This window comes from Oleispirillum naphthae, assembly GCA_027864655.1.
Taxonomy (GTDB): domain Bacteria; phylum Pseudomonadota; class Alphaproteobacteria; order Rhodospirillales; family Rhodospirillaceae; genus Oleispirillum; species Oleispirillum naphthae.
Genome location: JAQAZG010000002.1, coordinates 330,889 through 355,531 on the forward strand (window position 1 = coordinate 330,889; position 24,643 = coordinate 355,531).

Sequence of the window (24,643 nt, forward strand, 5' to 3'; positions counted from 1 at the left end):
CCGCCCGCGAAAGCGAACCTCTCGTGGGTTTTTATGGGGTAACATGGGAACTCGTGCCAGTCAATGCCGCTAGATGCTTGAACACCGGCGAAATACCCAGGTTTTTCCTATGTTTCGCGCAGTAGCTTGGGAGAATACGGTAAGGCGTTCGGAATCCTCGATTTTGCCGAAACCGGCAAAAATCTCCCCGGCGGAGAGGATTTTCCCCGCGAGTGACGGCGATCACTGGCGCAACTCTATGTTCTCTTTTTGTTCTACTTGTCCGAGGCTCCGGGTGGGAAAAAACCGCGCGGAGTCGGGTAGGGGGTGGGCGTAGGCGTCAGAGGGTCTGTAAGCCGGGTTCTGTCCCCGCCCGGAGGCGGGTGATGGCCATTCGTCTGGGACGCCCGTTGCCGGGCGCCTCCGGCGACCAACCCGGGCGACGGCGCGAAAACCACGCCTGCCTTGCGGCGTGCCGCCCCTATTCGGTCTTGCTTCCGGTGGGGTTTACCATGCCGCCCCCGTCGCCGGGGGCGCGGTGCGCTCTTACCGCACCCTTTCACCCTTGCCTGCCTTCGCCCCGGAGGGCTTCGGCAGGCGGTTTGCTTTCTGTGGCACTTTCCCTGGGGTCGCCCCCGCCGGACGTTATCCGGCACCGTGTTTTCGTGAAGCCCGGACTTTCCTCCATTCCGCCGGAGCGGAACAGCGGCCATCCGACCCTCTGACGCGGGCGGATGATAGCGGCAGAGGAGCCGCGATGCAAACTCAGACGGTTTCCTCCACCGCGGCGAGCAGCCCGGCGAGCAGTTCGGCGCTCTCGCGGTCGGGCAGGCCGTCGATGCGCTTCGGCCGGAAGTGGCGCTGCAAGGCGGCGAGCGCGGCGTGGGGGTCGGCGATGTCGTAGCCGTAGCGGGCGAGGGCGGGTTCCGTCCACGCCAGGCCCCAGTGCGGCACGGCGGCGGGTTGCGGCGCAAGGCCGATGCCGAGCCTCGCCAGCGCGGCCCAGGGGAAGCGTTCGCCCGGGTCGGCCTTGCGGCGCGGCGCGACGTCGGAATGACCGACGACGTTGCGCGCGGGGATGGGGTGGCGGGCGAGGATGCCGCGGCAGAGGTCGGCGAGCGCGTCGATCTGGCGGGCGGGGAAGTCGCGGTAGCCGAACTCGTGGCCCGGATTGACCAGCTCGATGCCGATGGAGCGGGCGTTGACGTCGGTCTCCCCCCGCCAGGCGGAAACCCCGGCGTGCCAGGCGCGGCGGTTCTCCGCCACCAGGGCGCGGACCGCGCCGTCCTCGTCGATCAGGTAGTGGGCGCTCACCTTCGCCGCCGGGTCGGTGAGGCGCGCCAGCGCCGCGGCGGCGGTCTCCATGCCGGTGTAATGCAGCACCAGCATGTCGATGGGCGCGCCGTCCGGGCGGGCGTCGTGATTGGGGGAGGCAAGGTCGGTGCGGAGGGAAGGCATGGCGGGCCTCAAATGGAGCGGGAGCGGCGGCGCGGCCAGGCGAACTGGATCAGCGCGACGCCGGAAAGGGTCAGGCAGCCGCCGAGCAGCCGCTCCAGGCTCATCGATTCCCCCAGGACGACCACTGCGGAAACCACGCCGATCACCGGAGCGAGCAGGGTGAACGGCACCACCAGCGACAGCTCGTGGCGCTGCACCAGACCATACCACAAGCCGTGGCCGATGATCGAGGCGGCGATCGCCGAAAAGGCCACGCTGCCCCAGGCGAACGGGCTCGCCGCCGCCATCGCGGCGGCCTGTCCGTCCTCCAGCAGCCACGAGGCGGCGAGCATCTGCGGCACGGCGAAGAGGGCGGTGCCGCCGATGTAGGCGAGGCTGGAGATCGACGGCATCACCTTGAACAGCGCGGAGGACCCGGCCCAGCACACCGCGGCGACCAGCAGCAGCGCGATGGAGAGCGGCGGGCTGCCGCCGCCCGGTTCGCCCGCCAGCACCACCACCCCGGCGAAGCCGAGCAGCACGCCGAGAGCCCGGCGCGGGCCGATGCGTTCGTGGAAGAAGAGAGCCCCGACCAGCACGCCGAAGGGCACCGTGGTCTGCAGCACGATGGCGGCGGTGGCGGCGTCGATAGCCACCATGCCGTAGAACAGCACGCCGAAGTGCAGGCTGCCCATGGTCAGGGAGAGCAGCAGCAGCGCGGGAAGCTGCTCCCGCTTCAGCCGCACGAAGGGCATCACCAGCACCGCGACGAGGGCGAAGCGCAGCGCCGTGGCGAAGAGCGGCGGCAGCTCGGTGACGCTCAGCTTCACCGCGGCGTAGTTGAAGCCCCAGCAGGTGACCACCAGGATCGCGAACAGCATGTCGCGGCCGCCCAGGCGGTCGGGCGCGGAGGCTCGCGTCACTTCAGGCCCCGCTCGCGCTTGATGCGGTCGAAGGCGGCGTTGATCGCCGCCATGGTGCGGTTGGCGTTGGCGACCAGCTCCGGCGGCATGCCCTTGGCGGTCAGCACGTCGGGGTGGTTCTCGCGGAGCAGGCGGCGGTAGGTGTCCTTGACCTCCTGGTCGGTGGCGGAGCGGGAGAGGCCGAGCACCGCATAGGGGTCCTCGCCGCTGCCCGCCGCCGCGCCGGTGGCGCCGCCGCCCGCCGCGGCGCGGGCGCGGATGGTCTCGAAATGCGCGGGCGAAAAGCCGAAGATCTGCGCGACGCGGGCGAGAAAGGAAACCTCGCTCGGGTGCAGCGCGCCGTCCGCCTGCGCGATCAAAAAGAGCGCGTGCAGAAGTTCCTCCAGCACCGCCGGGCTGTCGGAGAACAGGCCCGCGATCTGCGCGGCGTAGACCTCGAAGCCGTCGGAGGTCTGCCGCGCCTGGTCGAACATCGGGCCGACCTTGTGCATCTCGGCGGGCGGAATCTGGAACAGCCGCTTGAAGGCGTCGATCTCGGCGCGGGTGACCACGCCGTCGGCCTTGGCCATCTTGGCGGAAAGCGCGATCACCGCCAGGGTGAAGGCGGCCTGGCGCTCGTATTCGGAGCGCGGCGTCGCGCCCAGCCACGGCGCAGCCACGGCCGCGCCGCCCATCTTCTTGTCCACCGCGTGGCCCAGCACCGCGCCGAGGACGGCGCCCAACGGCCCGCCCAGCGAGAAGCCGGCCATGCCGCCGATGATTTTTCCCCAGACACTCATGGAAATCCGTCCGTCGCCGCGAATCGCGTTCCCCCCACTTAACGCGCCGCACCGGGAAGGGCAAGAGGCGGTTGCATCGGCGGCGCGTCCGGGGCATTTTTCCTGTGATCGCATGGGGCATTCCGGCGCGTCTTGCGCTATGCTCCGGGCAATCCAGCAACGAGCGGCCGAAGGCCGCCGCCGAACCCCGGGGGAAGACCGAGCCGTGAAGAGATCGTTGCGTTACGGGCTGATCGCCGTTGCCGGGTTGTCGGCGGCGGCGGCCGTCCTGCCCCCTCTTTTGATCGACGAGGCCGCGGTGCAGCACCGCCTGGAACGCGCCGCCTACGAGGCGACGGGGCGCGAACTCGCGATCGGCGACATCGGTTTCTCCCTTCTGCCGACGCCGCGCCTGCATGCGGAGGGTCTGCGCCTCGCCAACTGGCCGGACAGCGCCGAACCCTGGATGCTCGACGTCAAGCGGATGACCATCACCGTCTCCGCGGGCGACCTGTTGCGCGGCCGCCTGGTGGCGAAGACGGTGGAACTGGACTCCCCGCGCCTCACCCTGGAACGCCGCGCCGGGCGCGGCAACTGGTCCTTCGTGCCGCCGGGGCAGATGCCGCCGCGGCCGGACGCCGCCGCCGCGCCCGCCGCCGCCGCGCCCGCCGCCGCTGCGGCGCAGGCGGAGGACGGACCGCCGGTCTCGGTGGAGAGGCTGCTGGTGCGCGACGGGCGCATCGCCTACCGCGACGGCGCGGCGGGGCGCACCCTCGCCGCCACCGCCATCGCCCTGGAAGCGCAGGCGCAGTCGCCGCAGGGGCCGTTCCGCGCCGAGGGCGGGGCCACGGTTTCCGGCCATGCCGTCACCTTCAAGGGGGATTCCGGGCGCGTCCAACCCGGCCGCGCCGTGCCGCTGCACATCGAGGCCACGGCGGAGAACGGGCGGGTCAAGCTCGACGGCCTGCTCTTGCGCGATACCGATGCCGGGCCGGTGCTGAAGGGCAACCTGGACGCCGCCGTCGCCGATGTCGCCGCCTTTGCGGCGCGTTTCGGCGCGGGCCTGCCGGGGCGGTTCGCCGGGCGCGCGCTCTCCCTCTCCGGGCAGGTGCGCCTCGCCGCCGAGGGCGGCGAGGTGACCGAAAGCCAGGTCCGTCTCGGCCCCACCGAGGCCGCCGGGCGCATCGGCTGGCACCTCGACGGGTCGCGCCCCAGGCTTTCCGTCGATCTCGCCTCCCGCCATCTCGACCTCGACGCCTTCGCCGCTCCGGCGCGCGCCGCCAGGGGCGAGGACTTCGGCGGGGTCGCGCTGCTCGCCCCCGCCATCGCCCATGCCGCGGCCGCCGCGCCCGCCTTCACGTTCTCCCTGCCCACCGGCCTGGACGCGGACGTCAAGCTTGCCGCCGATGCCGTCACCTGGCACGGCGATGCGGCGCGCACCGCGCTTCTCGACTTCTCGCTCAACCGCGGCGACGTGGTGGTCAACCAGGCCGCGGCGGAACTGCCGGGCGCGGCGCAGGTGCGCGCCATCGGCTTCATCGGCGGCGACTTGAAACGCCTCGACCTCACCCTCCAGGCGGGGGCCGCCAACCTGCGCAGCCTGCTTTCCTGGATCGGCGCGGATGCCTCCGCGGTGCCCGCCGACCGCCTGCGCCGCGCCGGGTTCTCCGCCCGCGCCGCGATATCCGGCGATGGGCTGATCCAGTTGCGCGACATCGACGCGGTGCTCGACGCCACCCACGCCAAGGGCGCGCTCGACCTGCGCTGGGGGGCGCGCCCGGCCTTCGGCCTTTCCCTCGCGGTGGACCGCTTCGACATCGACGCCTACCGCGGCGCCGCCCCCGGTCCCACCGCCGCCGCGCCGCCGCGCATCCTTCCCGCCGCCGCGCCCGCCGATGCCGCTCCGGCGGACGAACCGCCGCTGTGGGACCGCTTCGACGCCAACCTCGACCTCCAGGTCGGACGCCTCGTCGCCGGGGGGCAGCCGCTCGACAGGCTGCGCCTGCAAGGGCGCTGGCAGGACTCCACCCTCGACATCGCCGGACTGTCGGCGGAGATCGGCGGCGAGGGCCGCATCACCGCCTCCGGCAAGGTCTCCACCCACGGCGCGGCCCGCGTCGAGGCGCTGAAGGCGGAAGTCACCACGCCGCGCGCCGACCGCCTCCTCGGCCTGATGCCGGTCTCCTGGCCCGGCTTCGTGCGCACCTGGCGGGCGCTCACCGCCACGCTTTCGGCGGACGGCCCGCTCACCGACCTGCGCACCGACGCGGCGGTCGGCGTCGGCGAGGTCAAACTCACCGTCGCCGCCCGCTTCGACGCGGTGCGCATGCGCCCCAGCGCCGAAGGCGACATCGCCGTCTCCGCCCCCACCCTCGGCGCGCTCGCCGCGGTGCTGGATGCCGACGTGGCCCCGGAGATGGCGAAAAAAGGCACGGTGGAGATCTACATCCCGCTCAACGGCGACGCCCATGGCTATGCCGTGCCCGCGCTCACCGCCACCGCCGGCGACATCGCCATCGGCGGCGAACTCACGGTCAAGACCGACGGCCCGCGCCCGCAGGTCTCGGCGCGCCTGATCGGCAACCTGCTGCCGGTGTTCGTGCCGCGCAACGGCGCGCCGCCGCGCCGGTCTTCCGCGCTGCCGCCGCGCATCGTCCCCGCCGCCGCCCCCGCCGCCCCCGCCGCTCCGTCCGCGCCGCAGCAGCCCGCAAACGCCGCCGCCGCGCCGCCGCCCGCCTGGACGGTGCTGCGCGACATCGACGGCGACCTCGCCGCGAGCTTCGATTCCGTGGTCGCGCCGAAGCTCACCGCGCGGGCGGTGAAGCTCACCGCGCGGCTCGACCAGGGCCTCCTCACCCTCGACGAAGCCACCGCCGAACTCCTCGGCGGCCGCCTCTCCGCCAGCGGCCGCGCCGACCTCACCGCCATCCCCAGGCTCGTTGCCACGGTGGACGCCGAGAACATCGCGGTGGATGCGAAAAGCCCGCTCTTCTCCGGCAATGCGCCGCTCGCCGGAACCGTCACCCTCGCCGCCGCGGGCGAAGCCGCAGGCGGCGATGCCGACACCCTGCTGCGCGGCCTGAACGGCAAGGGCAAGCTTTCGGTGCTGAACGGCTCCTTCGCCGGGGTGGACCTCGGCGCGGTCAACGACCGCCTCGCCAAAATCAAGACCCTCCAGGACCTGATCTCCGCCTTCGAAGCGGGCGGCCGCGGACGCACCGCCTTCGACAGCCTCGCCGGCAACTTCACCGTCGCGGGCGGCGTTCTCGAAAGCCGGGACCTCAAGCTCTCCGCCCCCTCGGGCGAAGGCTCCGCCAGCGGCACCGCCGACCTCGCGGCGCGCAAGGTCAATGCCGAGGTGCGCTTCGCGCTCGCCGGCCTCAAGGACGCGCCGCCCCTCGGCCTGCGCCTGCAAGGCGCATGGGAAAACCCGCGCGTCTTCTTCGATACCGGCGATTTCCAGGGCTACATGATCCAGAAGGGCCTGAAAAACCTCCTGCGGTCCCTCTCCAAACAGAAATCCTCCGCCGACGAACCGCCGCCGCCCAAGGGAAAGCTCAAGCCCAAGGACGTGCTGCGCGAAGTGCTCCAGGCGATTCCGCAGAAGTGAAAACTAGGCCGGGGCTCTGCCCCGGACCCCGCAAGGGGACTCGGTCCCCTTGACCCCATAACTTGTTTTTCGCCGCGAAGCGGCAGGCAACCGTCACGCCGCGTGACGGTTCCATCGCGCGACGCGCAAAAACCAAAAGTTATGGGAGGGGCGGAGGGTCCGCGACCCTCCGCGAAGTTATATTTTTACCGCGTCAGCGGCGGAGTTTTTTCTGGAGATCGCGCAGCACGAAGACGCGCAGGGCGGCGGAGAGGTTGCCTTCCGGTTCGGCGCGGGTGCGGTCGATCTCCTCGACCAGGGCGTGGAGGCTTTTGCCCTGTTCCTTGGCGATCTCCTTGAGCGCCTCCCAGAACGGGTCTTCGAGGGAGAAACTGGTGCGGTGGCGGTCGAGCGTCACCGAGCGCTTGCGCGTGGCGGTCATCGTGCGGCCTCCGCGAGAAAGGCCGCGGCGGCCTGCGCGGCGTCGTCGAGGGCCTCCTCGGCGGTGATTCCGGCGCTCTTGCGCGGTTTCAGCGAGTGGTCGCCGTCGGCGATCCAGGCGATGCGCACCGCGGGCGGCAGGGCGAGAGCGGCGACGTCGGCGGCGCTGCCCAGCGCGTCGCGTTCCCCCTGCACCAGCAGCACCGGGCACGGCGGGGCGAGCAGGGGGGAGAGGCGTTCCGGCGTCGCCGCCTTGCCCGCGGCGTGGAACGGATAGCCGAGGCAGAGCACTGCCCCGGGCGCGATTTCCGGCGCGGCCATCGCCGCGGCGCGGCCGCCCATGGACTTGCCGCCGAGGGCGAGCGGCAGGCCGGGGAAGCGCGCCTGCGCCGCGCGCGCCGCCTCGGAAAAGGCGGGCAGCAGCACCGGCATGCGGTCCGGCGGGCGCTTGCCGCCTTCGGCGCGCCGGCGCGCCATGTAGGGAAACTCGAAGCGCGCCACCGCCACGCCGCGCGCCGCCAGCCGCGCCGCCATGGCATTCATGAACGCACTGTCCATCGGCGCGCCCGCGCCATGCGCCAGCACCAGCAGCGCAAAGGGGTCATGCGGCGCGTCGATGAGGAATTCGGTCATGGCGATGCCGGAAAGAAAAAGCCTTGCGGAGGGTCGCGGACCCTCCGCGCCTCCCATTACTTAAGTGTTTTTGCGCGAAGCGCGAGAGAACCGTCACGCGGCGGGACGGTTGATGGCCGCTGCGCGGCGAAAAAAGTTATGGAGGGTGTGGGGGGACCGAGTCCCCCCACGAAGTTTTTCCGGCTCAGATCTGGGCGTAGAAGTCGTTGCCCTTGTCGTCCACGACGATGAAGACGGGGAAATCGACCACTTCGATCCGCCAGATCGCCTCCATGCCGAGTTCCGGGTATTCCAGGACTTCCACCTTCTTGATCGATTCCTTGGCGAGCTGCGCCGCCGCGCCGCCGATCGAGCCGAGGTAGAAGCCGCCGTGTTTCTTGCAGGCCTCGGTGACCGCCTTGGAGCGGTTGCCCTTGGCGACCATCACCATGGAGCCGCCCGCGGCCTGGAACTGATCGACGTAGGAGTCCATGCGCCCCGCCGTGGTCGGCCCGAACGAACCGGAGGCGTAGTTGGAGGGGGTCTTGGCCGGGCCCGCGTAGTAGATCGGGTGGTTTTTCAGGTATTCGGGCATCGGCTCGCCCTTGTCCAGGCGCTCCTTGATCTTGGCGTGGGCGATGTCGCGGCCGACGATGATCGTGCCGGTGAGCATGACGCGGGTCTTCACCGGATACTGGGAGAGGGTCTTGAGGATCTGCGGCATCGGCTGGTTGAGGTCGATGCTGACCACCTCGCCGTCCAGGGCCTCGGACTTGATCTCCGGCATGTACTTGGCGGGGTTGGTTTCCATCTGTTCGAGGAAGACGCCGTCCCGGGTGATCTTGCCCAGGCACTGGCGGTCGGCGGAGCAGGAGACGCCGAGGCCGACCGGGCAGGAGGCGCCGTGCCGCGGCAGGCGGATGACGCGCACGTCGTGGCAGAAGTACTTGCCGCCGAACTGCGCGCCGATGCCGAATTCGCGGGTCATCTCGAAGACCTGCTTTTCCATCTCGACGTCGCGGAAGGCCTGGCCGAACTTGCCGCCGGAAGTCGGCAGGGTGTCGTAGTAGTGGGTGGAGGCGAGCTTCACCGTCTTCAGGGTCATTTCCGCCGAGGTGCCGCCGATGACGATGGCGAGGTGGTAGGGCGGGCAGGCCGCGGTGCCGAGGCTCTTGAGCTGTTCGGTGAGGAACTTCTTGAGCGAGGCGGGGTTCAGCAGCGCCTTGGTCTGCTGGTAGAGGAAGGTCTTGTTGGCCGAGCCGCCGCCCTTGGCGACGAACTGGAACTTATAGGCGTCGCCTTCCGTCGCGTAGAGCTCGATCTGCGCGGGCAGGTTGTTGCCGGTGTTGACCTCGTCGTACATGTCGAGCGCGGCGTTCTGCGAATAGCGCAGGTTGAGGTCGGTGTAGACCCGGCCGACGCCCTCGCTGATCGCCGCGGCGTCGCCGCCGCCGGTCCAGATCTGCTGGCCCTTCTTGCCCATGACGATGGCGGTGCCGGTATCCTGGCACATCGGCAGCACCATGCCGGAGGCGATGTTGGCGTTCTTCAGCAGTTCGAGCGCGACGAAGCGGTCGTTGGCCGAGGCCTCCGGGTCGTCCATGATCGTGCGCATCTGCGCCAGGTGCGCCGGGCGCAGCAGGTGGTTGATGTCCTTGAAGGCTTCGTAGGTGAGAAGCTCGATCGCCTTGGGATCGACGACGACGATTTCCTTGTCGCCCACCTTCTGCGTGCCGACGAAGTCGCCGGTCAGTTTGCGGTAGGCGGTTTCGTCCTTGCCCAAGGGGAACATCTCGGCATAGGCGGCATCGAACGGCATGGATGGGGCCTCCCTGTTTTGCTGTTGCTTGCGGACGGCGCGACGGCACTGCGCACGCCCGGTTTATTTTTTGCGGAACGCGTCCAGGACGACGACCTTCTGGTCGGCGGCGGGTGCGGCGGCCTTGCCCGGCCGCGGGGCCGCGGCGTTTTCCGCCGTGGGCGGCGGGGGCGGCGCGTCGAGCAGCGGGTCGTCGTCGAGGCTGTCCTCGAAATCGTCCTCGTACTGGAACTGCAGGCCGAACTTGGCGGACGGATCGGCGAAGCCGGTCACCGCGGCGAACGGCACCACCAGGCGCTCCCTGCGGTCGTTGAAGCTGAGGGTGACCGAGAAGCTGTCCGGCTCCTCGTCGTCCACCGCGAGGTCCCAGAACTCGTGCTGCAGCACGATGGTGATGTCCTCGGGATGGGTGGCCGCGAGATGCTCCGGGATCGCCACCCCTTCCGCATCGGTGCGGAAGGTGATGTAGAAGTGGTGGTCGCCCGGCAGGCCGTGCTGCGCGGCGCGGCAGAGCGCTTCGCGCACCACGCCGCGAAGGGCCTGCTCCACCAGGGCGTCGTAATCGAATATCGGACGTGGATCCATGTGCTGGGTATCGCCTCGGCAAGAAGGTCGCGGGCGAAACGAAGGCCCGGAACGGCGCCCATATTACGCACACTCACGCGGATGAGAAAATGCCCACGATGGCGATATGGACAAAAAGTTAGGGGGTATGGGAAAGAAATGGGGCATTTCTGTTGCTAGGAAGCCCCACTCCCCACCTGGCGCCGCTCAAGGCACCAGGAATTCTAGGCTTGGTCTGGAGACCGCTTACGCAGCAGCCAGAACCTGAGTGCGATTATCATTCGCAGCTACTAAAACGGCCCGATAACGGCGGAACCATGCCGAGCACAACCATAACCTTTACCACGCGCGTCGATCCTGTTTCGCCCCCATGGCCCCGGACTTGCCGGGATATGGTGGAGGCGCCGGGCACTGCCCCCGGGTCCGCAACGATTATTCCGTTATGGGTTTAGCACCATAGTCCGTTTCCGGACCCCTTCTATATAAGCGGTCCGCGCCCGCGGGGAAAGGGAAACCGAAAGGGGGTTCGCCTCGCACGCGGTTGCGGCTATGCTCGCTGCCCGTTGTCGTCCGCTTCGAGAGGTTGCCCGCGATGCCGCTTTCCCCGGATCAGATCGCCGAGATTTCCGCCGCCCGCGCCCAGGAATCCGCCACTCTGCGCCCCACCGTGGCGGAGCTGGAGGCGATGCTGTTCACCGCGATTCCGGTGTTGGACCACGGCTTCGTCCGCGTCATCGACTACATGGGCAACGACGCGGCGATCGTGCAGGCGGCGCGGGTTTCCTACGGGCGCGGCACCAAGAAGGTCTCCGAGGACCGCGGCCTCATCCGCTATCTGATGCGGCACCGGCACTCCACGCCGTTCGAGATGTGCGAGATCAAGTTCCACGTCAAACTGCCGATCTTCGTGGCGCGGCAGTGGATCCGCCACCGCACCGCCAACGTCAACGAAATCTCGGCGCGCTACTCGATTCTCGACAAGGAATACTATATCCCCGCGCCGGAGCAGCTGGCCGCGCAGGCGGTGAACAACCGCCAGGGCCGCGGCGCGGTGCTGGAAGGCGCGGAGGCGGCGCAGGTTCTGGCGATGCTGCGCGCCGATGCGGAAGCCTGCTACGCCCACTACGAGGAGATGCTCAACGAGGGCGAGGCGGGCGCGCCGAAGGACCCGGCGCGCGACGGCCTGGCGCGCGAGCTGGCGCGGATGAACCTCACCCTCAACACCTATACCCAGTGGTACTGGAAGATCGACCTGCACAACCTCATGCACTTCCTCTCCCTGCGCGCCGATGCGCACGCGCAGTACGAAATCCGCGTCTATGCGGAGGAGATGCTGAAGGTGCTCGCCGCCTGGGTGCCCGCCACCTACGAGGCCTTCCGCGACTACCGCCTGGGCGGCGCGAGCTTCTCCGCCAAGGACCTCGACGTGGTCAAGGCACTGATCGCGGGCAAGCCGGTGGCGCAGGAGGAAAGCGGCCTCAGTAAGCGGGAGTGGGCCGAGCTGATGGACCGGCTCGGCCGCTGCTGAATTCCCCCCCTTATGCCTTCGTCTGTTCCAGCAGCGCCGCGGCGATGGCGGCGTAGGCCGCGGCCTGCGGGCTTTTCGGCTGCGCCGCGACGATCGGCACGCCCGCGTCGGAGGATTCGCGGATGGCAAGCGTCAGCGGCACCGCGCCGAGGAAGGCGGTCTCCATCTCCTTGGCCGCCGCCTCCGCGCCGCCGTGGGCGAAGATGTGCTCGCGGTGGCCGCACTGCGGGCACTCGTAGTAGCTCATGTTCTCGACGACGCCGAGCACCGGCACCTCCACCTTGCGGAACATCATCAGCGCGCGCTTGGCGTCGATCAGCGCCAGGTCCTGCGGCGTGGAGACGATCACCGCGCCGGAGAGCGGGGCCTTCTGGCACATCGTCAACTGCGCGTCGCCGGTGCCGGGCGGCAGATCGACCAGGAGCACGTCGAGCGCGCCCCAGTCCACGTCGCGGAAGAGCTGTTCGATCGCGCCCGCGACCATCGGGCCGCGCCAGATCACCGCCGCGTCCTGCGGCAGCAGGAAGCCGATGGAGATCAGCTTGATGCCGTGCGCCATTACCGGCAGCAGCTTGCCCTCGGCCGAGGCCAGAGGCTTGGCGTCGGTGCAGCCGAACAGGGTGGGGATGGAGGGGCCGTAGATGTCGGCGTCCAGAACGCCGACGGAAAGCCCCTTGGCGGCAAGCGCCATGGCGAGGTTGGCGGTGGTGGTGGACTTGCCCACCCCGCCCTTGCCGGAGGCGATGGCGACCACCAGGCCGACGCCGGGGAGTTCGATCTTGCCGCCGGTCGGGTGCTGGCCGATGCGCGGCGGCGGCGGCGGGGCGGCCTTCTCCCCGGTGAGGATCACCTGGGCGGCGGAAATTCCGGGCAGGGCGGCGAGCTCGGTTTCCAACGCGGCGCGGAAGGGTTCCAGCGACTCGGCCTGGCCCGCCCCGGCCTCGAAGGCGAGCAGAACCTTGCCCGCGGTGACCGAAAGCCCGGCGATGTGGTCGCCGGCGCGCCAGTCTCCGGCCTCCGGCAGGGGCGGCAATGCGCCGAGCAGGCGGCGGATTTCATCCGCGGTGATGGGGGTCGCGCCGCCTTCGGGCGTTGACACGGGGTCGGGTTGTCCCGATATGCGGGGGAGCAAGGAGCGCCAATTCACTTTCGCAGTGCCTCTATCAAGCGGGTTCCATGGACTTGTTCTTCGATATAATCTGCGGCGGACGGATCTGGCAAACCCGCGATCCGAAAAAATCATTTTAATATAGAGGGGACGAACGACGATGCCCTGGAACACCGGCGGCGGGAATGGTGGCGGACCCTGGGGGGGCGGCGGCCAATCCGGGAACTCCAACAGCCCATGGGGGAGCGGCCCGCGCAAACCGCGCGGCCCCGGCCAGCAACCCCCGGACATCGAAGATCTGCTCCGCAAGGGCCAGGACCGCATGCGCGGCCTGTTTCCGCGCGGGCCGCAAGGGCCGAGGGCGCTTCTGCTCGGTCTGTGCGTCCTGGTCGCGGCTTGGGCGAGTTCCGGCTTCTACAAGGTGCAGCCCGACGAGCAGGGTGTGGAACTGATGTTCGGCAAGTTCGTCAAGTCCACCGAGCCGGGCCTGCACTACTGGTTCCCCGGGCCGGTCGGCGACGTGGTGACGGTGGCGGTGACCAACATCCGCCAGATCAACATCGGCGCCCAGGCCGAGGAGACGTCGCGGCGCTATGCCTCGGTGCGGCACGATACCGACGAACGCCAGATGCTCACCGCCGACCAGAACGTGGTGGACGCCGACTACTCGGTATTCTGGCGCGTCGCCAGGGCGGAGGACTATCTGTTCAACATCCGCAATCCCGAGGAAACCATCCGCCGCGCCGCGGAAAGCGCGATGCGCGAGGTCGCCGGGCGGTCCAGCCTCGACCAGTTGATGACCGACCGCAAGGAGGCCCTCCAGGCCGAGGTGACGCAGCGACTCCAGGAATTGATGGACTACTACAAGGCTGGCGTGGAGATCACCGGCGTCAAGCTCTTGGCGGTCGATCCGCCGAAGCAGGTGATCGAGGCCTTCCACGACGTCAACAACGCGCGCCAGGACCTCGACCGCCAGCGCAACGAGGCGCTCGCCTATCGCAACGACATCATCCCGCGCGCCAAGGGCGAGGCGGAAAAGGTGCAGCAGGACGCCCTCGCCTACAAGGAACGCCAGGTCAAGGACGCCCAGGGCGAGGCGGAACGCTTCCTCTCGGTGTACGCCAGCTTCAAGGCGGCGGAAGGCGTGACCCAGAAGCGCCTCTATCTCGAAACCTTGCAGGACGTCCTCGGCAAGGCCAACAAGGTGGTGATCGAGGAGGGCGCGGGTAAGGGCGTGGTGCCCTATCTGCCGCTGCCCGAGATTCAGAAACGCGCTCCGGCCAAGGGAGGCAAATGATGAACCGCCGCTATGCCTTCTTCGGCCTGGGCTTTCTGGCCGTTTTGTTCGTCGCCGCCAATGCGATGTTCGTGGTGCATCAGACCAAGCAGGCGCTGGTGATGCAGTTCGGCGATCCCAAGGCGGTCTACCGCGACCCCGGGCTCTATTTCAAGCTGCCGTTCATCCAGGACGTCGCCCTCTACGAGAAGCGGGTGCTCGACCTCGACCCCGAGCCCGAGGAAATGAACCTGCGCGATCAGCGGCGCATCATCGTGGACCTCTACGCGCGCTACAAGATCGTCGATCCGCTGCAATTCCGCAAATCCGCGGGCAACGAACTGGTGCTGCGCCAGCGCCTCGGCCGCGAACTCAACAACGCGGTGCGCGTCGAGGTGGCCAAGGTGCTGCTGCCCGACATGCTGTCGGAAAAGCGCGCCGAGGTGATGGACCGCATCAGCGAGGCGGTGAAGGAGCGCGAAGGCGAATTCGGCATCGAGGTGATCGACGTCCGCATCGGGCGCACCGAACTGCCGAAGGACACCGCCGAGGCGCTCTACAGCCGCATGCGCTCCGACCGTTTCGCCGAGGCGGCGCGATTCCGCGCCGACGGCGCGGAAATGAAGGCGAAAATCCAGGCCGAGGCGGAGCGCGAGCGCACCGTCATCCTCGCCGAGGCGCGGCGCAAGTCGCAGATCCTGCGCGGCGAGGGCGATGCGACGCGTAACGAAATCCTCGGCAAGGCCTACGGCAAGGACCCGGAATTCTTCGCCTTCTACCGCTCGATGGAAGCCTATCGCGAGGCGCTCGGCCCCGACACCACCCTGGTGCTGTCGCCGAACTCCGAGTTCTTCCGCTATTTCGATGCGTCCCGGGGTAAAAAATAGGGTGGGACTACCAGAACGATGAGGAGTGCAGCGTGAACGACGCGATGAAAACCATGTGGCCGGCTGCGGGCGGAACCGCCCGCCGCCGCTGGGCGGGTGCTTTTTGCGCCCTGGTGCTGGTCGTCCTGGCGGGAGCGCCATCCCCCGCCGCGGCGAGAAGCGCGCCGGAGAGCTTCGCCGACCTTGCGGAGAAGCTGTTGCCCGCCGTGGTCAACATCTCCACCACCCATATCGTCGAAGGCGAGGACCAGCGGGACCTCGGCATGCCGCAGTTTCCGCCCGGCTCGCCCTTCGAGGACCTGTTCAAGGAGTTCTTCGACCGTCAGCACAAGAACGGCGCGCCGGTGAAGCGCAAGACCCGCTCGCTCGGGTCCGGCTTCATCATCGACGCCAAGGGCCTGATCGTCACCAACAACCACGTCATCGACGATGCGACGGAAATCGTCGTCAGCTTCCAGAACGGCCGAGACCTGCCGGCGAAGCTGATCGGCCGCGACCCCAAGACCGACGTCGCGCTCCTGAAGGTCGAGCCGAAAGAGCCCCTGCCCTTCGTCTCCTTCGGCGATTCCGACAAGGCGCGGGTGGGCGACTGGGTGCTCGCCATCGGCAATCCCTTCGGCCTCGGCGGCACGGTGACCGCGGGCATCGTCTCGGCGCGCGGCCGCGACATCAACGCCGGTCCGTACGACGACTTCATCCAGACCGACGCCTCGATCAACCGCGGCAACTCCGGCGGCCCGATGTTCAACATGGACGGCCAGGTGATCGGCGTGAACTCGATGATCTTCTCGCCCTCGGGCGGCTCCGTCGGCATCGGCTTCGCGATTCCGGCCAAGACCGTGCAGTCGGTGATCAAGGACATCGAGTCCTTCGGCCATGCGCGGCGCGGCTGGCTCGGCGTGACCATCCAGCACGTCACCGACGACATCGCCGAAAGCCTCGGCATGGACCACGCCATGGGCGCCCTGGTGCAGGACGTGCAGCCGGACAGCCCGGCCGCCAAGGCGGGCTTGCAGGAAGGGGACGTCATCGTCGCCTTCGACGGCAAGCCGGTGGACGAGATGCGGCGCCTGCCGCGCATCGTCGCGGAGACCCCGATCAACAAGTCGTCCTCCGTCGAGTTCATCCGCGGCGGCAAGCACATGACCCGCAAGGTCCAGGTCGGCGAGATGAAGGACGAGGTCAAGGTGACCTCGGCCAAACCGCAGCCCGACGGCAAGGCCGCCGCTCCGGGCCACGAGGTGCGCGCGCTCGGCCTCTCCGTCGCGGCGATCACCCCCGCCCTGCGCGAGAAGTTCGACCTTCCCGACGACGTCAAGGGCGTGGTCGTCACCGCGGTCGAAGCCAACAGCCAGGCGGCGGAAAAGGGCGTGCAGCCCGGCGTGGTGATCGAGGCGGTGACGCAGCGCCCGGTCAACACCCCGGAGGACCTCTCCGCCGGCGTCAAGGCGGCGAAGAAGTCGGGGCGGCAGTCGGTGCTGCTGCAGGTGCGGCTCGGCGACCGCAAGCGCTTCCTCGCGCTGAAGATCGATCCCGCCAAGGACTGATCTTTCCGTCCGCGAAAACCAAGGCCCGGAGGCTCCCGCCCCCCGGGCCTTTCGTGTTATACGACAGTGATGGCCCGGATCGATTTCTACCACCTGCAGAAATGGCCCCTGGAACGCGCCCTGCCCGAACTCCTGGAGCGGGCGCTGGCGCGCGGCATGACCGCGCTCGTCACCGCCGCCTCGGCGGACCGGGTGAAGGACCTGGACGCGCTTTTGTGGACCTACCGCGAGGACTCCTGGCTGCCGCACGGCGCGGCGGGCGCGGACGACCCGGCGTCGCAGCCGGTATGGATCACCGATGCCGCGGAAAACCCCAACGGTGCGGACCTCCTGGTGATCACCGAAGGGGCCGACCTGCTGGACCCCGCGGGCTTCGCCCGCTGCCTCGATCTCTTCGACGGCGGCCTCCCCGAAGACGTGGAGTCGGCGCGCCGCCGCTGGGCGCGCTACCGCGAGGCCGGGCATGGACTCGCCTATTGGCAACAGGATGGCGAAGGACGCTGGACTGAAAAGGCGAATTCGGTAAGAACCTGACGCGGGAACCTGTTCTTGCCGGAACCGCTTCGCAAAGAAGGCGGGCGGCGGAGCGGGTCTGGGGAAAGAGGGGAATGCGATGCCGAACCGACGGGCGTCTTTCGAGTTTCATGTCCTGATCGCCAAGAACTGGACGGTGCGGGACCTGTTCGACGACGAAGCCGCGGCGAAACGCGCCGCCGAGCAGGAACTGTCTGCGGGCCGCGTCGAGGGGGTGCGGGTCATCCGCGTCTGGCAGCGCGCCGACGGCGCCCATACCGAAAAGGTGGTGCACGAACAGTTGGGGGCGGCCAAGCCGCTGCACGACGTCCGCATCGTGCCGATCGAATCCGCGCCGTTCTGCCGCGACGAGGCGGATCTCCTCTCCGCCGAGAGCCTCGCCGCAATGGGCCGCCTCTACCGCAAATACCTGGACGAGGTCTGCCTGACCCCGGCCGAGGTGCTGCACCTGGAGCGCGAGTACAAGCGCATCTGGGATACCGAATCGATCGTTCCGGCAGGGGTGGACCGGGTGGCGACGATCCAGACCCGGGGCACCGATCTGAACGCCAAGACGCGCGGCGAGGAGATCTACCGCATCCTCGAGTCGATCGGCGCGCGGGCGTTGCGTTGCGCGCGGCGGCGCAGCCTGCCGAAGGAGGTTGCGGGAAGCCTCGGCGAGGTGCTGGCGGCGGTCTCCCGCGAGGCCGAGGACGAACTCGACGGGCGTTTTTCCGCCACCGTGGTGCTCGCCCGCGACCTCGTGCAGCGCCGCGACTGGATCGCCAAGCTCGACCGTCTGGGCGAACTGATCGCGCGCGAAACCGACGCCGCGGCGCTTGCCATCCTCGACGGCGTCACCGCCCAGGCGTTCGGCTGCCGCGAAGTGATGCAGGACGCCCTGGGGCCGCAGCCCAACCTGGCCGGGGCGCTGCTGCGGATGGCCGACCTGCTGTCGGGCGCGCCGCAGGCGGAGTTCGATGCGGCCCTGCCGCGCTGCGAGGTGTTCTCCGCGGCGCTGCGCGGTGGGCGCCTGCCGACGCTGCACGCCACGTTGAAGGACCGCTTCGTGCGCCAACTCGCGGGGCCGGGCGAACTGGCGCGCAACGATGCCTCGCAGGAGCGCCCCTGCTTCCGCAAGCTGGCCAACTGCGTGGTCGCCGCCACGGCGGTGCAGGGCGGGGCCGAAACCGCCGAGGCGCTGCTCTCCCGCGCCGGGCTGTTCATCGTCGAGGGCGGGGTGACCGGGCGCAAGCTGGCCCTGCGCCACCTGCTCGGCGCGCTCAACACCCCGGCCTGCCGCATGCGCCTGCTGCGCACGCTCGACGAGTCCCTGAAAACCGAGCCGGAGGTCCGCGTCGCCGCGTTCGAAGCGATCCGCACGATGATCCTGTCGGCGGGCTCGGTCACCGTGTTCGCCCCCGGCGCCGACCCCGTCGCGCCGCTGGCCGCGGCGGCGGACCTGTGCCGCTGGCTGGCCGCCGCCTTCCCGCCGAAGCCGGCGGCGCCGCTGATCGCGCATCTGGACGACCTCTCCGCCCGCCACCTGGTGCGCGAGCGCATCATCGAGCGCATGGACCGCCCCGACCTGCCCCTGGCGGAACGGGCCATCCTGTTGCTCAACTTCGTGCTTTCGGGCATCCTCACCGATGGCAAGGCCTCCGCCATGGCGCGCGAACATATCCGCGAACATCTGAAGCGCCCCGATTTCGTCGAAGCCTTCGCCGCCGGATGCGGCAATGCGGCGGATTGCGAGCGCCGCCTGCGCGATTTCCATGTGCTGCTGGCGCGCGCGGGCTTTCCGCGGGGTTAGGTCGAAGGAAAGGGTGGGATGATTCTGTCGGTGTGCGCGGTTCTCGCGGCAAGCCTCCTCCTCGGCTTCGGCATGGCCGTGCGCTACTTTCCCGGCCGCCGCAGCATGCCCGCCAGCCCCGATGTCGCCCGCCTGCTGGGCGAAATCCGCGCCCGCAGGCTCTTCGGCCCCGCAGGCTGCGACGACCCCGGCATCCGCGAGCTTGCCGCCTCCTACGGCTTCCGCGTCGTGGACCGCGACGGAACCATCCTCAAACTCCGCCGCAACGCCTGGGTGAAGTTCAAATCCCTCAGCGCCGGGGGCCGCCTGCTCGGCGTCCTGATCTTCCCGCTCTCCCTCAGCTTCGCCGCAGGCCTCCTCGCCGGACTCGCCTGGCGGCGCGGCTTCGACGAACTCATCCACCTCGACCCGGTGGTGCGGTAAAACGAAAACTTCGCGGAGGGTCTCGGACCCTCCGCCCCTCCCCTAACTTTTCCACCGCGCAGCGGCAGACAACACCTCCCGTGGCAACCGCGCGGGATGATGGCGCTACGCGCAAAAACCTAAAGTTAAGGGGTCTGGGGACCGAGTCCCCAGCGGGGTCCGGGGGCTGCGCCCCTGGCCTGGTTTTCTCCTCACTTCGACAGCGTGGCGACGATGTCGTCGTCCATCTCGTGGAGGGCTTCGATGTCGCCTGCGATCTTGCCGATGGCGACGCCGGGGGAGGCCATGCGCGGGGTTTCGCCGGTGGAGACGGGGGTGGGGCCGAAGAAGATGCAGAAGGCGTTGCCCGCGGGCCAGAGCGCCACCTCGCCGGGCTGGAAGTCGCTGCGCCGGTCGGAATCGACGGCGATGCGGGTGGAGAACGAACCGTAGTATTCGCCGCCCCAGCGCGTCATCGCGATGGTCTGGGGCAGGGCGGCGCACATCGCGCGGGTGGTGGCGTTGTCGTAGAGGGCGATTTCGAAGGTCTGGTAGTCGATGGAGAGGCGCACGGTATCGGGCATCGGGGGGCTCCTGGCGGGTGGCCCCCAGTATAGCCGCTTCAGACCTGCTCCGCCTCGGCGGTTTCCAGGTCTTCCATCGCCTGCATCCAGGCGGCCTCCGCCGCCGCGATCTCGGCGGCGAGGGCGGCAAGGTCCTTCTGCAGGGCGATCACCTGCGCCGCGCCGTCGCGTTCGTAGAGTCCGGGGTCGGCGAGCGCGTTCTCGATCCCGGCGGAGGCGGCGGTGAGGCGTTCCAGGGTCTTTTCCGTATCCGCAACGCGGCGCTTCAGCGGTGCGAGCGCGGCGCGGCGGTCGGCCTTGGCGCGGCGGTCCTCCTTGCGGTCGGGGGCGGCCTCGCGCGGTTCGCGGGTTTCGCGGGCGGCGGCGCGGCGTTCCTCCAGCAGGGTCTTGCGGTAGTCTTCCAGGTCGCCCGCAAACGGCAGGCAGCGGCCGTCGCCGACCCGCCACAGGCGGTCGGCGACCATCTCGACGAGGTGGCTGTCGTGGGAGATCAGGATCACCGCGCCGTCGAAGGCGTTGAGCGCGGCGGTCAGCGCGGCGCGGGAATCGATGTCGAGGTGGTTGGTCGGCTCGTCGAGGATGAGGATGTGCGGCGCTTCGCGGCTCATCAGGGCGAACAGCAGGCGCGATTTCTCGCCGCCGGAGAGGGTGGCGACCTTGCAATCCGCCAGCTCCGCGCCGAAGCCGAAGCGCCCGAGGTGGGCGCGCACCTTCGCCTCCGTCGCCATCGGCATCTTGGCCGCCATGTGGTCGAGCGGCGAGGCGGAAAGCCGCAGCTCCTCCGTCTGATGCTGCGCGAAATAGCCGATCTTGAGCTTCGGCGAGCGGCGCATCGTGCCCTCGATCAGCCCGAGGCGCTCGGAGAGCAGCTTGGCCAGCGTGGACTTGCCGTTGCCGTTGGCCCCGAGAAGCGCGATGCGGTCGTCGGTGTCGATGCGCAGGTCGAGGCCGCGCAGCACCGCGCGGCCGTCGTAGCCCGCGCTGCCGCCCTCGATGGTGATCAACGGCGGGGAGAGCGGATCGGGGTCGGGGAAGTCGAAGGAGATCGCCTTCTCCTCGACGATCGGCACCGGAACCTCCATCTTCTCCAGCATCTTGATGCGGCTCTGCGCCTGGCGCGCCTTGGTCGCCTTGGCGCGGAAGCGGTCGATGAACCCCTGAATCTTGCGCCGCTGCTCCATCTGCTTGGACAGCGCCTTGGCGGCGAGGTCCATCTTCATCCGCCGCGTCTTTTCGAAGGTGTCGTAGTTGCCGCCGTAGGCGGCGAGGCGCTTGCCGTCGAGGTGGACTATGCGGTCGGGCACCGCGTTCAACAGGTCGCGGTCGTGGCTGATGATGATCAGGGTGCCGGGATAGCCCGCCAGGTGGTTCTGTAGCCACAGCGTCGCTTCCAGGTCGAGGTGGTTGGTCGGCTCGTCCAGCAGCAGCAGGTCGGGGCGGGGGAACAGCGCGGCGGCGAGCGCCACGCGCATCCGCCAGCCGCCGGAAAAGTGCGCAACCGGCAGGCCGTGGCTCTCCGCCGGGAAACCGAGGCCGGTGAGGATGGCCGCGGCGCGGGCCGGGGCGGAGTGCGCGTCGATGGCGAGCAGGCGCTCGTGAATCTCTGCGATGCGCGCGCCTGCGCCCGCGGGCGGCGCGCCTTCCAGCCCTTCCAGTTCGTCCAGCAGCGCCTTGCGCTCCGCATCCGCGGCGAGCACGCAATCGAGCAGGCTGATCTCGCCGTCCGGCGCATCCTGGGAGACCCAGCCGAGCCTGGCGCGCGGCCGCACCGAGATGCCGCCGCCGGAAGGCGAAAGCTCGCCGCGGATGAGGCGGAACAGCGTGGTCTTGCCCGAGCCGTTGCGTCCGACCAGGCCGACGCGCTGGTTCGCCGCGACGTGCAGGGTGGCGCCGTCGAAGAGCACGCGCGGGCCGATGCGGAAGCTCAAGTCGTTGATGTGCAGCATGGCGGCGGTCATAGCACAGCCACGCCCCCGCGGCCAAGCGCGGCGCGCAAGGCCGATGTGTGACGATTGCCACACTCTCGCGGTTGCGTTCGGCTTGCGATGCGGGTATGTAATGCGCCCAGTCCGGACCTGCATGTGCCCGCTTCGAAGGGGGATGCCGGGCCCCCGGCGTTTGATCCGCCGGGTCATCTGTCGTCAATCAAAGGAACTCAAGATGGGCGTTGAACGCACGTTTTCTATCGTCAAGCCGGACGCCACGCGCCGCAACCTCGTCGGCAAGATCTGCGCCCGCTTCGAGGAAGCCGGTCTGCGTATCGTCGCGCAAAAGCGGATCCACATGACCCGCGAACAGGCCGAGGGCTTCTACGCGGTGCACAAGGAGCGCGCCTTCTTCGGCGAGCTGGTGGAGTTCATGATCTCCGGCCCGGTGGTGGTGCAGGTCCTCGAAGGCGAGAACGCGATTGCGCGCAACCGCGAGATCATGGGCGCGACCAACCCGGCCAATGCCGCGCCGGGCACCATCCGCGCCGACTTCGCGGAATCCATCGAGGCGAACTCGGTGCACGGCTCCGACGCGCCGGAAACCGCCGCCGAGGAAATCAGCTATTTCTTCAGCAAGGTGGAAATCGTCGGCTGACCCGACGCCGCCGCGCGAACCGTTCCCGGCCCGGACATCCCGTCCGGGCCGTTTGTTTTGTTGCCTCCCGAGCACGTAAGTTCTATGATTGTTCCCATCTCGCCATGAGATGGGGGAATGCGATGCGTGCCCTTCTTTCGCTGACCGCCGCCGCGTTGCTGCTGCCTTGCGGATTTGCCTTTGCTGCGGATTCGGGGTGCCCGCCCGCGCCCACGGGCGGCGCCTCCGCTGCAATGATCCCGCAACGGCAGGATGCGGAAACCCTCGCGGCCATGCGCTTCGCCTGGACCCGCAAGGGGCCGGGAGGCCCCTTGACCCCATGACTTTTGGTTTTTGCGCGTAGCGCGAGAGAACCCGTCACGCGGCGTGACGGTTGATAGCCGCTGCGCGGCGAAAAACAAGTTAGGGAGTGCGCGAGGGGACCGAGTCCCCTCGCAAAGTTTTGGTTTTACGCCCCCGGCGGCGGGTTCACCGCGGCGTCGGGCGGGGTATCGAAGCCGTCGATGGTGGTGCGGTTTCCGGCGATGTGGACGCGGCCTTCGGCGATCAGGCGCACCGCCTCGGGGTAGATGATGTGTTCGCTCAGCCGGATGCGGGCGGCGAGGTCTTCCGGCGTGTCGGCGGGGAGCGTGGGCACCGCGGCCTGGATGATGATCGGGCCTGCGTCCATATCCGGGCGGACGAAGTGGACGGTGCATCCGGAGAAGCGCGCGCCGTCGGCGAGCGCGCGTTCGTGGGTGCGCAGGCCCTTGTAGGCGGGCAGCAGCGACGGGTGGATGTTGATCAGCCGGTCGTTCCAGCGGTTGACGAAGCCCGGCGTGAGCAGGCGCATGAACCCGGCGAGGCAGACGAGGTCCACCCGCGCCGAGGCGAGGGTGGCGGTGAGCGCCTCTTCGAAGGGTTCGCGCCCGGCGAATCCGGCGTGGTCGATCACCGCGGCGGGCAGCCCGGCGGCGGCGGCGCGGGCGAGGCCCGGCGCGCGCGCGACGTTGGAGACGACGATGCCGATCTCCGCCGGGAAGGCGGGATCGGCGCAGGCGTCGATCAGGGCTTGCAGGTTGCTGCCCTTGCCGGAGATCAGCACGCCGAGTCGCAGCTTGCGTGCGGTCATGCTGCGGGTTCGGCGCGGTGGGGGTCGAAGTTTTCGACCCGGCAGGTCGGTTCGTCCGCGCCCGGCTCGATGCTGCCGATGGCGTAGACGGTTTCCCCCGCGGCTTCGAACGCGGCGGTGACGGCGGCGGCGGCGGCGGGCTTGACCACCGCCACCATGCCGATGCCGCAGTTGAAGGTGCGCAGCATCTCGGGCAGGGCGACGCCGCCCGTCTCGGCGAGCCAGGCGAACACCGGCGGCACCGGGAAGCGGCGCGCGTCGATCGCCGCGTGCAGGCCCTTGGGCAGCACGCGCGGCACGTTTTCGGTCATGCCGCCGCCGGTGATGTGGGCGAATCCGGCCACGCCGCCCGCCGCGATCGCGGCGAGGCAGGGTTTCACGTAGATGCGCGTCGGGGCGATCAGCGCCTCGCCGAGGGTCTTGCCGGGGGCGAAGGGGGCGGCGTCGGTCCAGGCGAGGCGGCTTTTCTCGACGATCTTGCGCACCAGGGAGAAGCCGTTGGAGTGCACGCCGGAGGAGGCGAGGCCGAGCACCGCGTCGCCCGCCGCGATGGTGCGGCCGGTGAGGATGTTCGCGCGTTCCGCCGCGCCGACGCAGAACCCGGCGAGGTCGTAGTCGCCCTTCGCGTACATGCCCGGCATTTCCGCGGTTTCGCCGCCGATCAGGGCGCAGCCCGCCTGGCGGCAGCCCTCGGCGATGCCCGCGACGATGGCGCGCCCGGCTTCGACCGAGAGGCGCCCGGTGGCGAAATAGTCGAGGAAGAGCAAGGGCTCCGCGCCCTGCACCACGAGGTCGTTGGCGCACATCGCGACGAGGTCGATGCCGACGAAGTCGTGGATGCCGGTTTCGATGGCGATCTTCAGCTTGGTGCCGACGCCGTCGGTGGAGGACACCAGGATCGGGTCTTCGAACCCGGCGGCGCGCAGGTCGAACAGCGCGCCGAAGCCGCCGAGTTCGGTGTCCGCGCCGGGGCGCATGGTGCTGCGCGCGAGCGGCTTGATCGCTTCGACAAGGGCGTCGCCGGCGTCGATATCGACGCCCGCGTCGCGGTAGCTGAGGCCGGGATTGTTCCGGTCGCTCTCGGGAAAACTGGAAATGGCCGCCTCTTTTGCTAGAGTGGTGTCGCGCCCGCGGCGGAAGCCCGGCGGGCGGAGTTGAACCATACGGTT

The 24,643-nt window shown here is 69.3% G+C and carries 21 protein-coding genes and 2 other RNA genes; 9 read left to right on the forward strand and 14 right to left on the reverse strand.

Annotation, left to right across the window (positions count from 1 at the left end):
* Positions 1 to 315 precede the first annotated feature (315 nt).
* From rnpB to O7R11_RS03700, 4 genes are all read right to left on the reverse strand, one after another.
* Positions 316 to 704: RNase P RNA component class A (rnpB, locus tag O7R11_RS03685), an RNA gene on the reverse strand.
* Positions 705 to 744: 40 nt separating this feature from the next.
* The gene (locus O7R11_RS03690; RefSeq protein WP_337996134.1) at positions 745 to 1,437 is read right to left on the reverse strand and encodes an N-acetylmuramoyl-L-alanine amidase; all 693 of its coding nucleotides are present in this window, start codon (positions 1,435 to 1,437) and stop codon (positions 745 to 747) included.
* Positions 1,438 to 1,445: 8 nt separating this feature from the next.
* The gene (locus O7R11_RS03695) at positions 1,446 to 2,339 is read right to left on the reverse strand and encodes a DMT family transporter (protein WP_337996135.1); all 894 of its coding nucleotides are present in this window, start codon (positions 2,337 to 2,339) and stop codon (positions 1,446 to 1,448) included.
* Positions 2,336 to 3,118: a TerB family tellurite resistance protein gene (locus O7R11_RS03700; protein WP_337996136.1), complete on the reverse strand. Its 783-nt coding sequence runs from the start codon at positions 3,116 to 3,118 to the stop codon at positions 2,336 to 2,338. Before O7R11_RS03700 ends, O7R11_RS03695 begins: the two co-directional genes overlap by 4 nt.
* A 205-nt stretch (positions 3,119 to 3,323) precedes the next feature.
* Between O7R11_RS03700 and O7R11_RS03705 the strand changes: the two genes are divergently transcribed.
* A complete protein-coding gene (locus tag O7R11_RS03705) occupies positions 3,324 to 6,707 on the forward strand; it encodes an AsmA family protein (protein ID WP_337996137.1) in 3,384 nt (1,127 codons plus the stop codon).
* A gap of 193 nt (positions 6,708 to 6,900) precedes the next feature.
* On the opposite strand, the gene O7R11_RS03710 is transcribed toward O7R11_RS03705, so the two are convergent.
* From O7R11_RS03710 to ssrA, 5 genes are all read right to left on the reverse strand, one after another.
* On the reverse strand, positions 6,901 to 7,128 hold the full coding sequence (locus O7R11_RS03710; protein WP_337996138.1) for a ribbon-helix-helix domain-containing protein: 228 nt from the start codon (positions 7,126 to 7,128) through the stop codon (positions 6,901 to 6,903).
* A complete protein-coding gene (locus O7R11_RS03715; RefSeq protein ID WP_337996139.1) occupies positions 7,125 to 7,760 on the reverse strand; it encodes an alpha/beta family hydrolase in 636 nt (211 codons plus the stop codon). The genes O7R11_RS03710 and O7R11_RS03715 overlap by 4 nt, the downstream gene beginning before the upstream one ends.
* Positions 7,761 to 7,944: 184 nt before the next feature.
* Positions 7,945 to 9,558 carry a fumarate hydratase gene (locus O7R11_RS03720; RefSeq protein ID WP_337996140.1) on the reverse strand — a complete coding sequence of 538 codons (1,614 nt, stop codon included), beginning with the start codon at positions 9,556 to 9,558 and terminating at the stop codon, positions 7,945 to 7,947.
* A gap of 63 nt (positions 9,559 to 9,621) precedes the next feature.
* Positions 9,622 to 10,143: an SspB family protein gene (locus tag O7R11_RS03725; protein ID WP_337996141.1), complete on the reverse strand. Its 522-nt coding sequence runs from the start codon at positions 10,141 to 10,143 to the stop codon at positions 9,622 to 9,624.
* A 137-nt stretch (positions 10,144 to 10,280) separates the two neighbouring features.
* Positions 10,281 to 10,634, reverse strand: a transfer-messenger RNA (tmRNA) gene (gene ssrA / locus O7R11_RS03730).
* Positions 10,635 to 10,714: 80 nt separating this feature from the next.
* Here ssrA and thyX point away from each other — a divergent pair.
* On the forward strand, positions 10,715 to 11,650 hold the full coding sequence (gene thyX, locus O7R11_RS03735) for an FAD-dependent thymidylate synthase (RefSeq protein WP_337996142.1): 936 nt from the start codon (positions 10,715 to 10,717) through the stop codon (positions 11,648 to 11,650).
* A gap of 10 nt (positions 11,651 to 11,660) precedes the next feature.
* Here the strand turns inward: thyX and O7R11_RS03740 are convergent, their stop codons facing one another.
* Positions 11,661 to 12,749 carry an Mrp/NBP35 family ATP-binding protein gene (locus O7R11_RS03740; protein ID WP_337996143.1) on the reverse strand — a complete coding sequence of 363 codons (1,089 nt, stop codon included), beginning with the start codon at positions 12,747 to 12,749 and terminating at the stop codon, positions 11,661 to 11,663.
* A 169-nt stretch (positions 12,750 to 12,918) separates the two neighbouring features.
* Between O7R11_RS03740 and hflK the strand changes: the two genes are divergently transcribed.
* The 6 genes from hflK (at position 12,919) to O7R11_RS03770 (ending at position 19,217) form a co-directional block, all read left to right on the forward strand.
* Entirely contained in the window at positions 12,919 to 14,055 is a 1,137-nt protein-coding gene (gene hflK / locus O7R11_RS03745; protein WP_337996144.1) for an FtsH protease activity modulator HflK, read from the forward strand.
* Positions 14,052 to 14,921: a protease modulator HflC gene (hflC, locus tag O7R11_RS03750; protein ID WP_337996145.1), complete on the forward strand. Its 870-nt coding sequence runs from the start codon at positions 14,052 to 14,054 to the stop codon at positions 14,919 to 14,921. Before hflK ends, hflC begins: the two co-directional genes overlap by 4 nt.
* A gap of 32 nt (positions 14,922 to 14,953) precedes the next feature.
* Positions 14,954 to 16,468: a DegQ family serine endoprotease gene (locus O7R11_RS03755; RefSeq protein WP_337996146.1), complete on the forward strand. Its 1,515-nt coding sequence runs from the start codon at positions 14,954 to 14,956 to the stop codon at positions 16,466 to 16,468.
* Between the two features lie 69 nt (positions 16,469 to 16,537).
* Positions 16,538 to 17,002 (forward strand): DNA polymerase III subunit chi, encoded by a 465-nt coding sequence (locus tag O7R11_RS03760; protein WP_337996147.1) that lies wholly within the window; start codon positions 16,538 to 16,540, stop codon positions 17,000 to 17,002.
* 79 nt (positions 17,003 to 17,081) lie between these two features.
* Positions 17,082 to 18,794 (forward strand): hypothetical protein, encoded by a 1,713-nt coding sequence (locus tag O7R11_RS03765; RefSeq protein ID WP_337996148.1) that lies wholly within the window; start codon positions 17,082 to 17,084, stop codon positions 18,792 to 18,794.
* A gap of 18 nt (positions 18,795 to 18,812) precedes the next feature.
* Positions 18,813 to 19,217: a hypothetical protein gene (locus O7R11_RS03770; RefSeq protein ID WP_337996149.1), complete on the forward strand. Its 405-nt coding sequence runs from the start codon at positions 18,813 to 18,815 to the stop codon at positions 19,215 to 19,217.
* 191 nt (positions 19,218 to 19,408) lie between these two features.
* On the opposite strand, the gene O7R11_RS03775 is transcribed toward O7R11_RS03770, so the two are convergent.
* A complete protein-coding gene (locus tag O7R11_RS03775) occupies positions 19,409 to 19,780 on the reverse strand; it encodes a cyclophilin-like fold protein (RefSeq protein WP_337996150.1) in 372 nt (123 codons plus the stop codon).
* A gap of 38 nt (positions 19,781 to 19,818) precedes the next feature.
* A complete protein-coding gene (locus tag O7R11_RS03780; RefSeq protein ID WP_337996279.1) occupies positions 19,819 to 21,726 on the reverse strand; it encodes an ABC-F family ATP-binding cassette domain-containing protein in 1,908 nt (635 codons plus the stop codon).
* A 214-nt stretch (positions 21,727 to 21,940) separates the two neighbouring features.
* On the opposite strand from O7R11_RS03780, the gene ndk reads away from it, so the two are divergent.
* Positions 21,941 to 22,363, forward strand: coding sequence for a nucleoside-diphosphate kinase (gene ndk, locus O7R11_RS03785; RefSeq protein WP_337996151.1), 423 nt, complete (start codon positions 21,941 to 21,943; stop codon positions 22,361 to 22,363).
* A gap of 448 nt (positions 22,364 to 22,811) precedes the next feature.
* Here the strand turns inward: ndk and purN are convergent, their stop codons facing one another.
* Positions 22,812 to 23,474, reverse strand: a complete 663-nt coding sequence (gene purN / locus O7R11_RS03790) for a phosphoribosylglycinamide formyltransferase (RefSeq protein WP_337996152.1) — start codon at positions 23,472 to 23,474, stop codon at positions 22,812 to 22,814.
* Positions 23,471 to 24,637, reverse strand: coding sequence for a phosphoribosylformylglycinamidine cyclo-ligase (gene purM / locus O7R11_RS03795; protein ID WP_337996153.1), 1,167 nt, complete (start codon positions 24,635 to 24,637; stop codon positions 23,471 to 23,473). Before purM ends, purN begins: the two co-directional genes overlap by 4 nt.
* Positions 24,638 to 24,643: the final 6 nt, after the last annotated feature.

What these genes read in the sequence shown, in the direction of transcription:
- O7R11_RS03690 (WP_337996134.1), bottom strand. Translation starts at nt 1,437, where the DNA reads ATGCCTTCCCTCCGCACCGACCTTGCCTCCCCCAATCACGACGCCCGC.
- O7R11_RS03700 (WP_337996136.1), bottom strand. Translation starts at nt 3,118, where the DNA reads ATGAGTGTCTGGGGAAAAATCATCGGCGGCATGGCCGGCTTCTCGCTG.
- O7R11_RS03710 (WP_337996138.1), bottom strand. Translation starts at nt 7,128, where the DNA reads ATGACCGCCACGCGCAAGCGCTCGGTGACGCTCGACCGCCACCGCACC.
- O7R11_RS03715 (WP_337996139.1), bottom strand. Translation starts at nt 7,760, where the DNA reads ATGACCGAATTCCTCATCGACGCGCCGCATGACCCCTTTGCGCTGCTG.
- O7R11_RS03720 (WP_337996140.1), bottom strand. Translation starts at nt 9,558, where the DNA reads ATGCCGTTCGATGCCGCCTATGCCGAGATGTTCCCCTTGGGCAAGGAC.
- O7R11_RS03725 (WP_337996141.1), bottom strand. Translation starts at nt 10,143, where the DNA reads ATGGATCCACGTCCGATATTCGATTACGACGCCCTGGTGGAGCAGGCC.
- thyX (WP_337996142.1), top strand. Translation starts at nt 10,715, where the DNA reads ATGCCGCTTTCCCCGGATCAGATCGCCGAGATTTCCGCCGCCCGCGCC.
- hflK (WP_337996144.1), top strand. Translation starts at nt 12,919, where the DNA reads ATGCCCTGGAACACCGGCGGCGGGAATGGTGGCGGACCCTGGGGGGGC.
- hflC (WP_337996145.1), top strand. Translation starts at nt 14,052, where the DNA reads ATGATGAACCGCCGCTATGCCTTCTTCGGCCTGGGCTTTCTGGCCGTT.
- O7R11_RS03760 (WP_337996147.1), top strand. Translation starts at nt 16,538, where the DNA reads ATGGCCCGGATCGATTTCTACCACCTGCAGAAATGGCCCCTGGAACGC.
- O7R11_RS03765 (WP_337996148.1), top strand. Translation starts at nt 17,082, where the DNA reads ATGCCGAACCGACGGGCGTCTTTCGAGTTTCATGTCCTGATCGCCAAG.
- O7R11_RS03770 (WP_337996149.1), top strand. Translation starts at nt 18,813, where the DNA reads ATGATTCTGTCGGTGTGCGCGGTTCTCGCGGCAAGCCTCCTCCTCGGC.
- O7R11_RS03775 (WP_337996150.1), bottom strand. Translation starts at nt 19,780, where the DNA reads ATGCCCGATACCGTGCGCCTCTCCATCGACTACCAGACCTTCGAAATC.
- O7R11_RS03780 (WP_337996279.1), bottom strand. Translation starts at nt 21,726, where the DNA reads ATGCTGCACATCAACGACTTGAGCTTCCGCATCGGCCCGCGCGTGCTC.
- ndk (WP_337996151.1), top strand. Translation starts at nt 21,941, where the DNA reads ATGGGCGTTGAACGCACGTTTTCTATCGTCAAGCCGGACGCCACGCGC.
- purN (WP_337996152.1), bottom strand. Translation starts at nt 23,474, where the DNA reads ATGACCGCACGCAAGCTGCGACTCGGCGTGCTGATCTCCGGCAAGGGC.
- purM (WP_337996153.1), bottom strand. Translation starts at nt 24,637, where the DNA reads ATGGTTCAACTCCGCCCGCCGGGCTTCCGCCGCGGGCGCGACACCACT.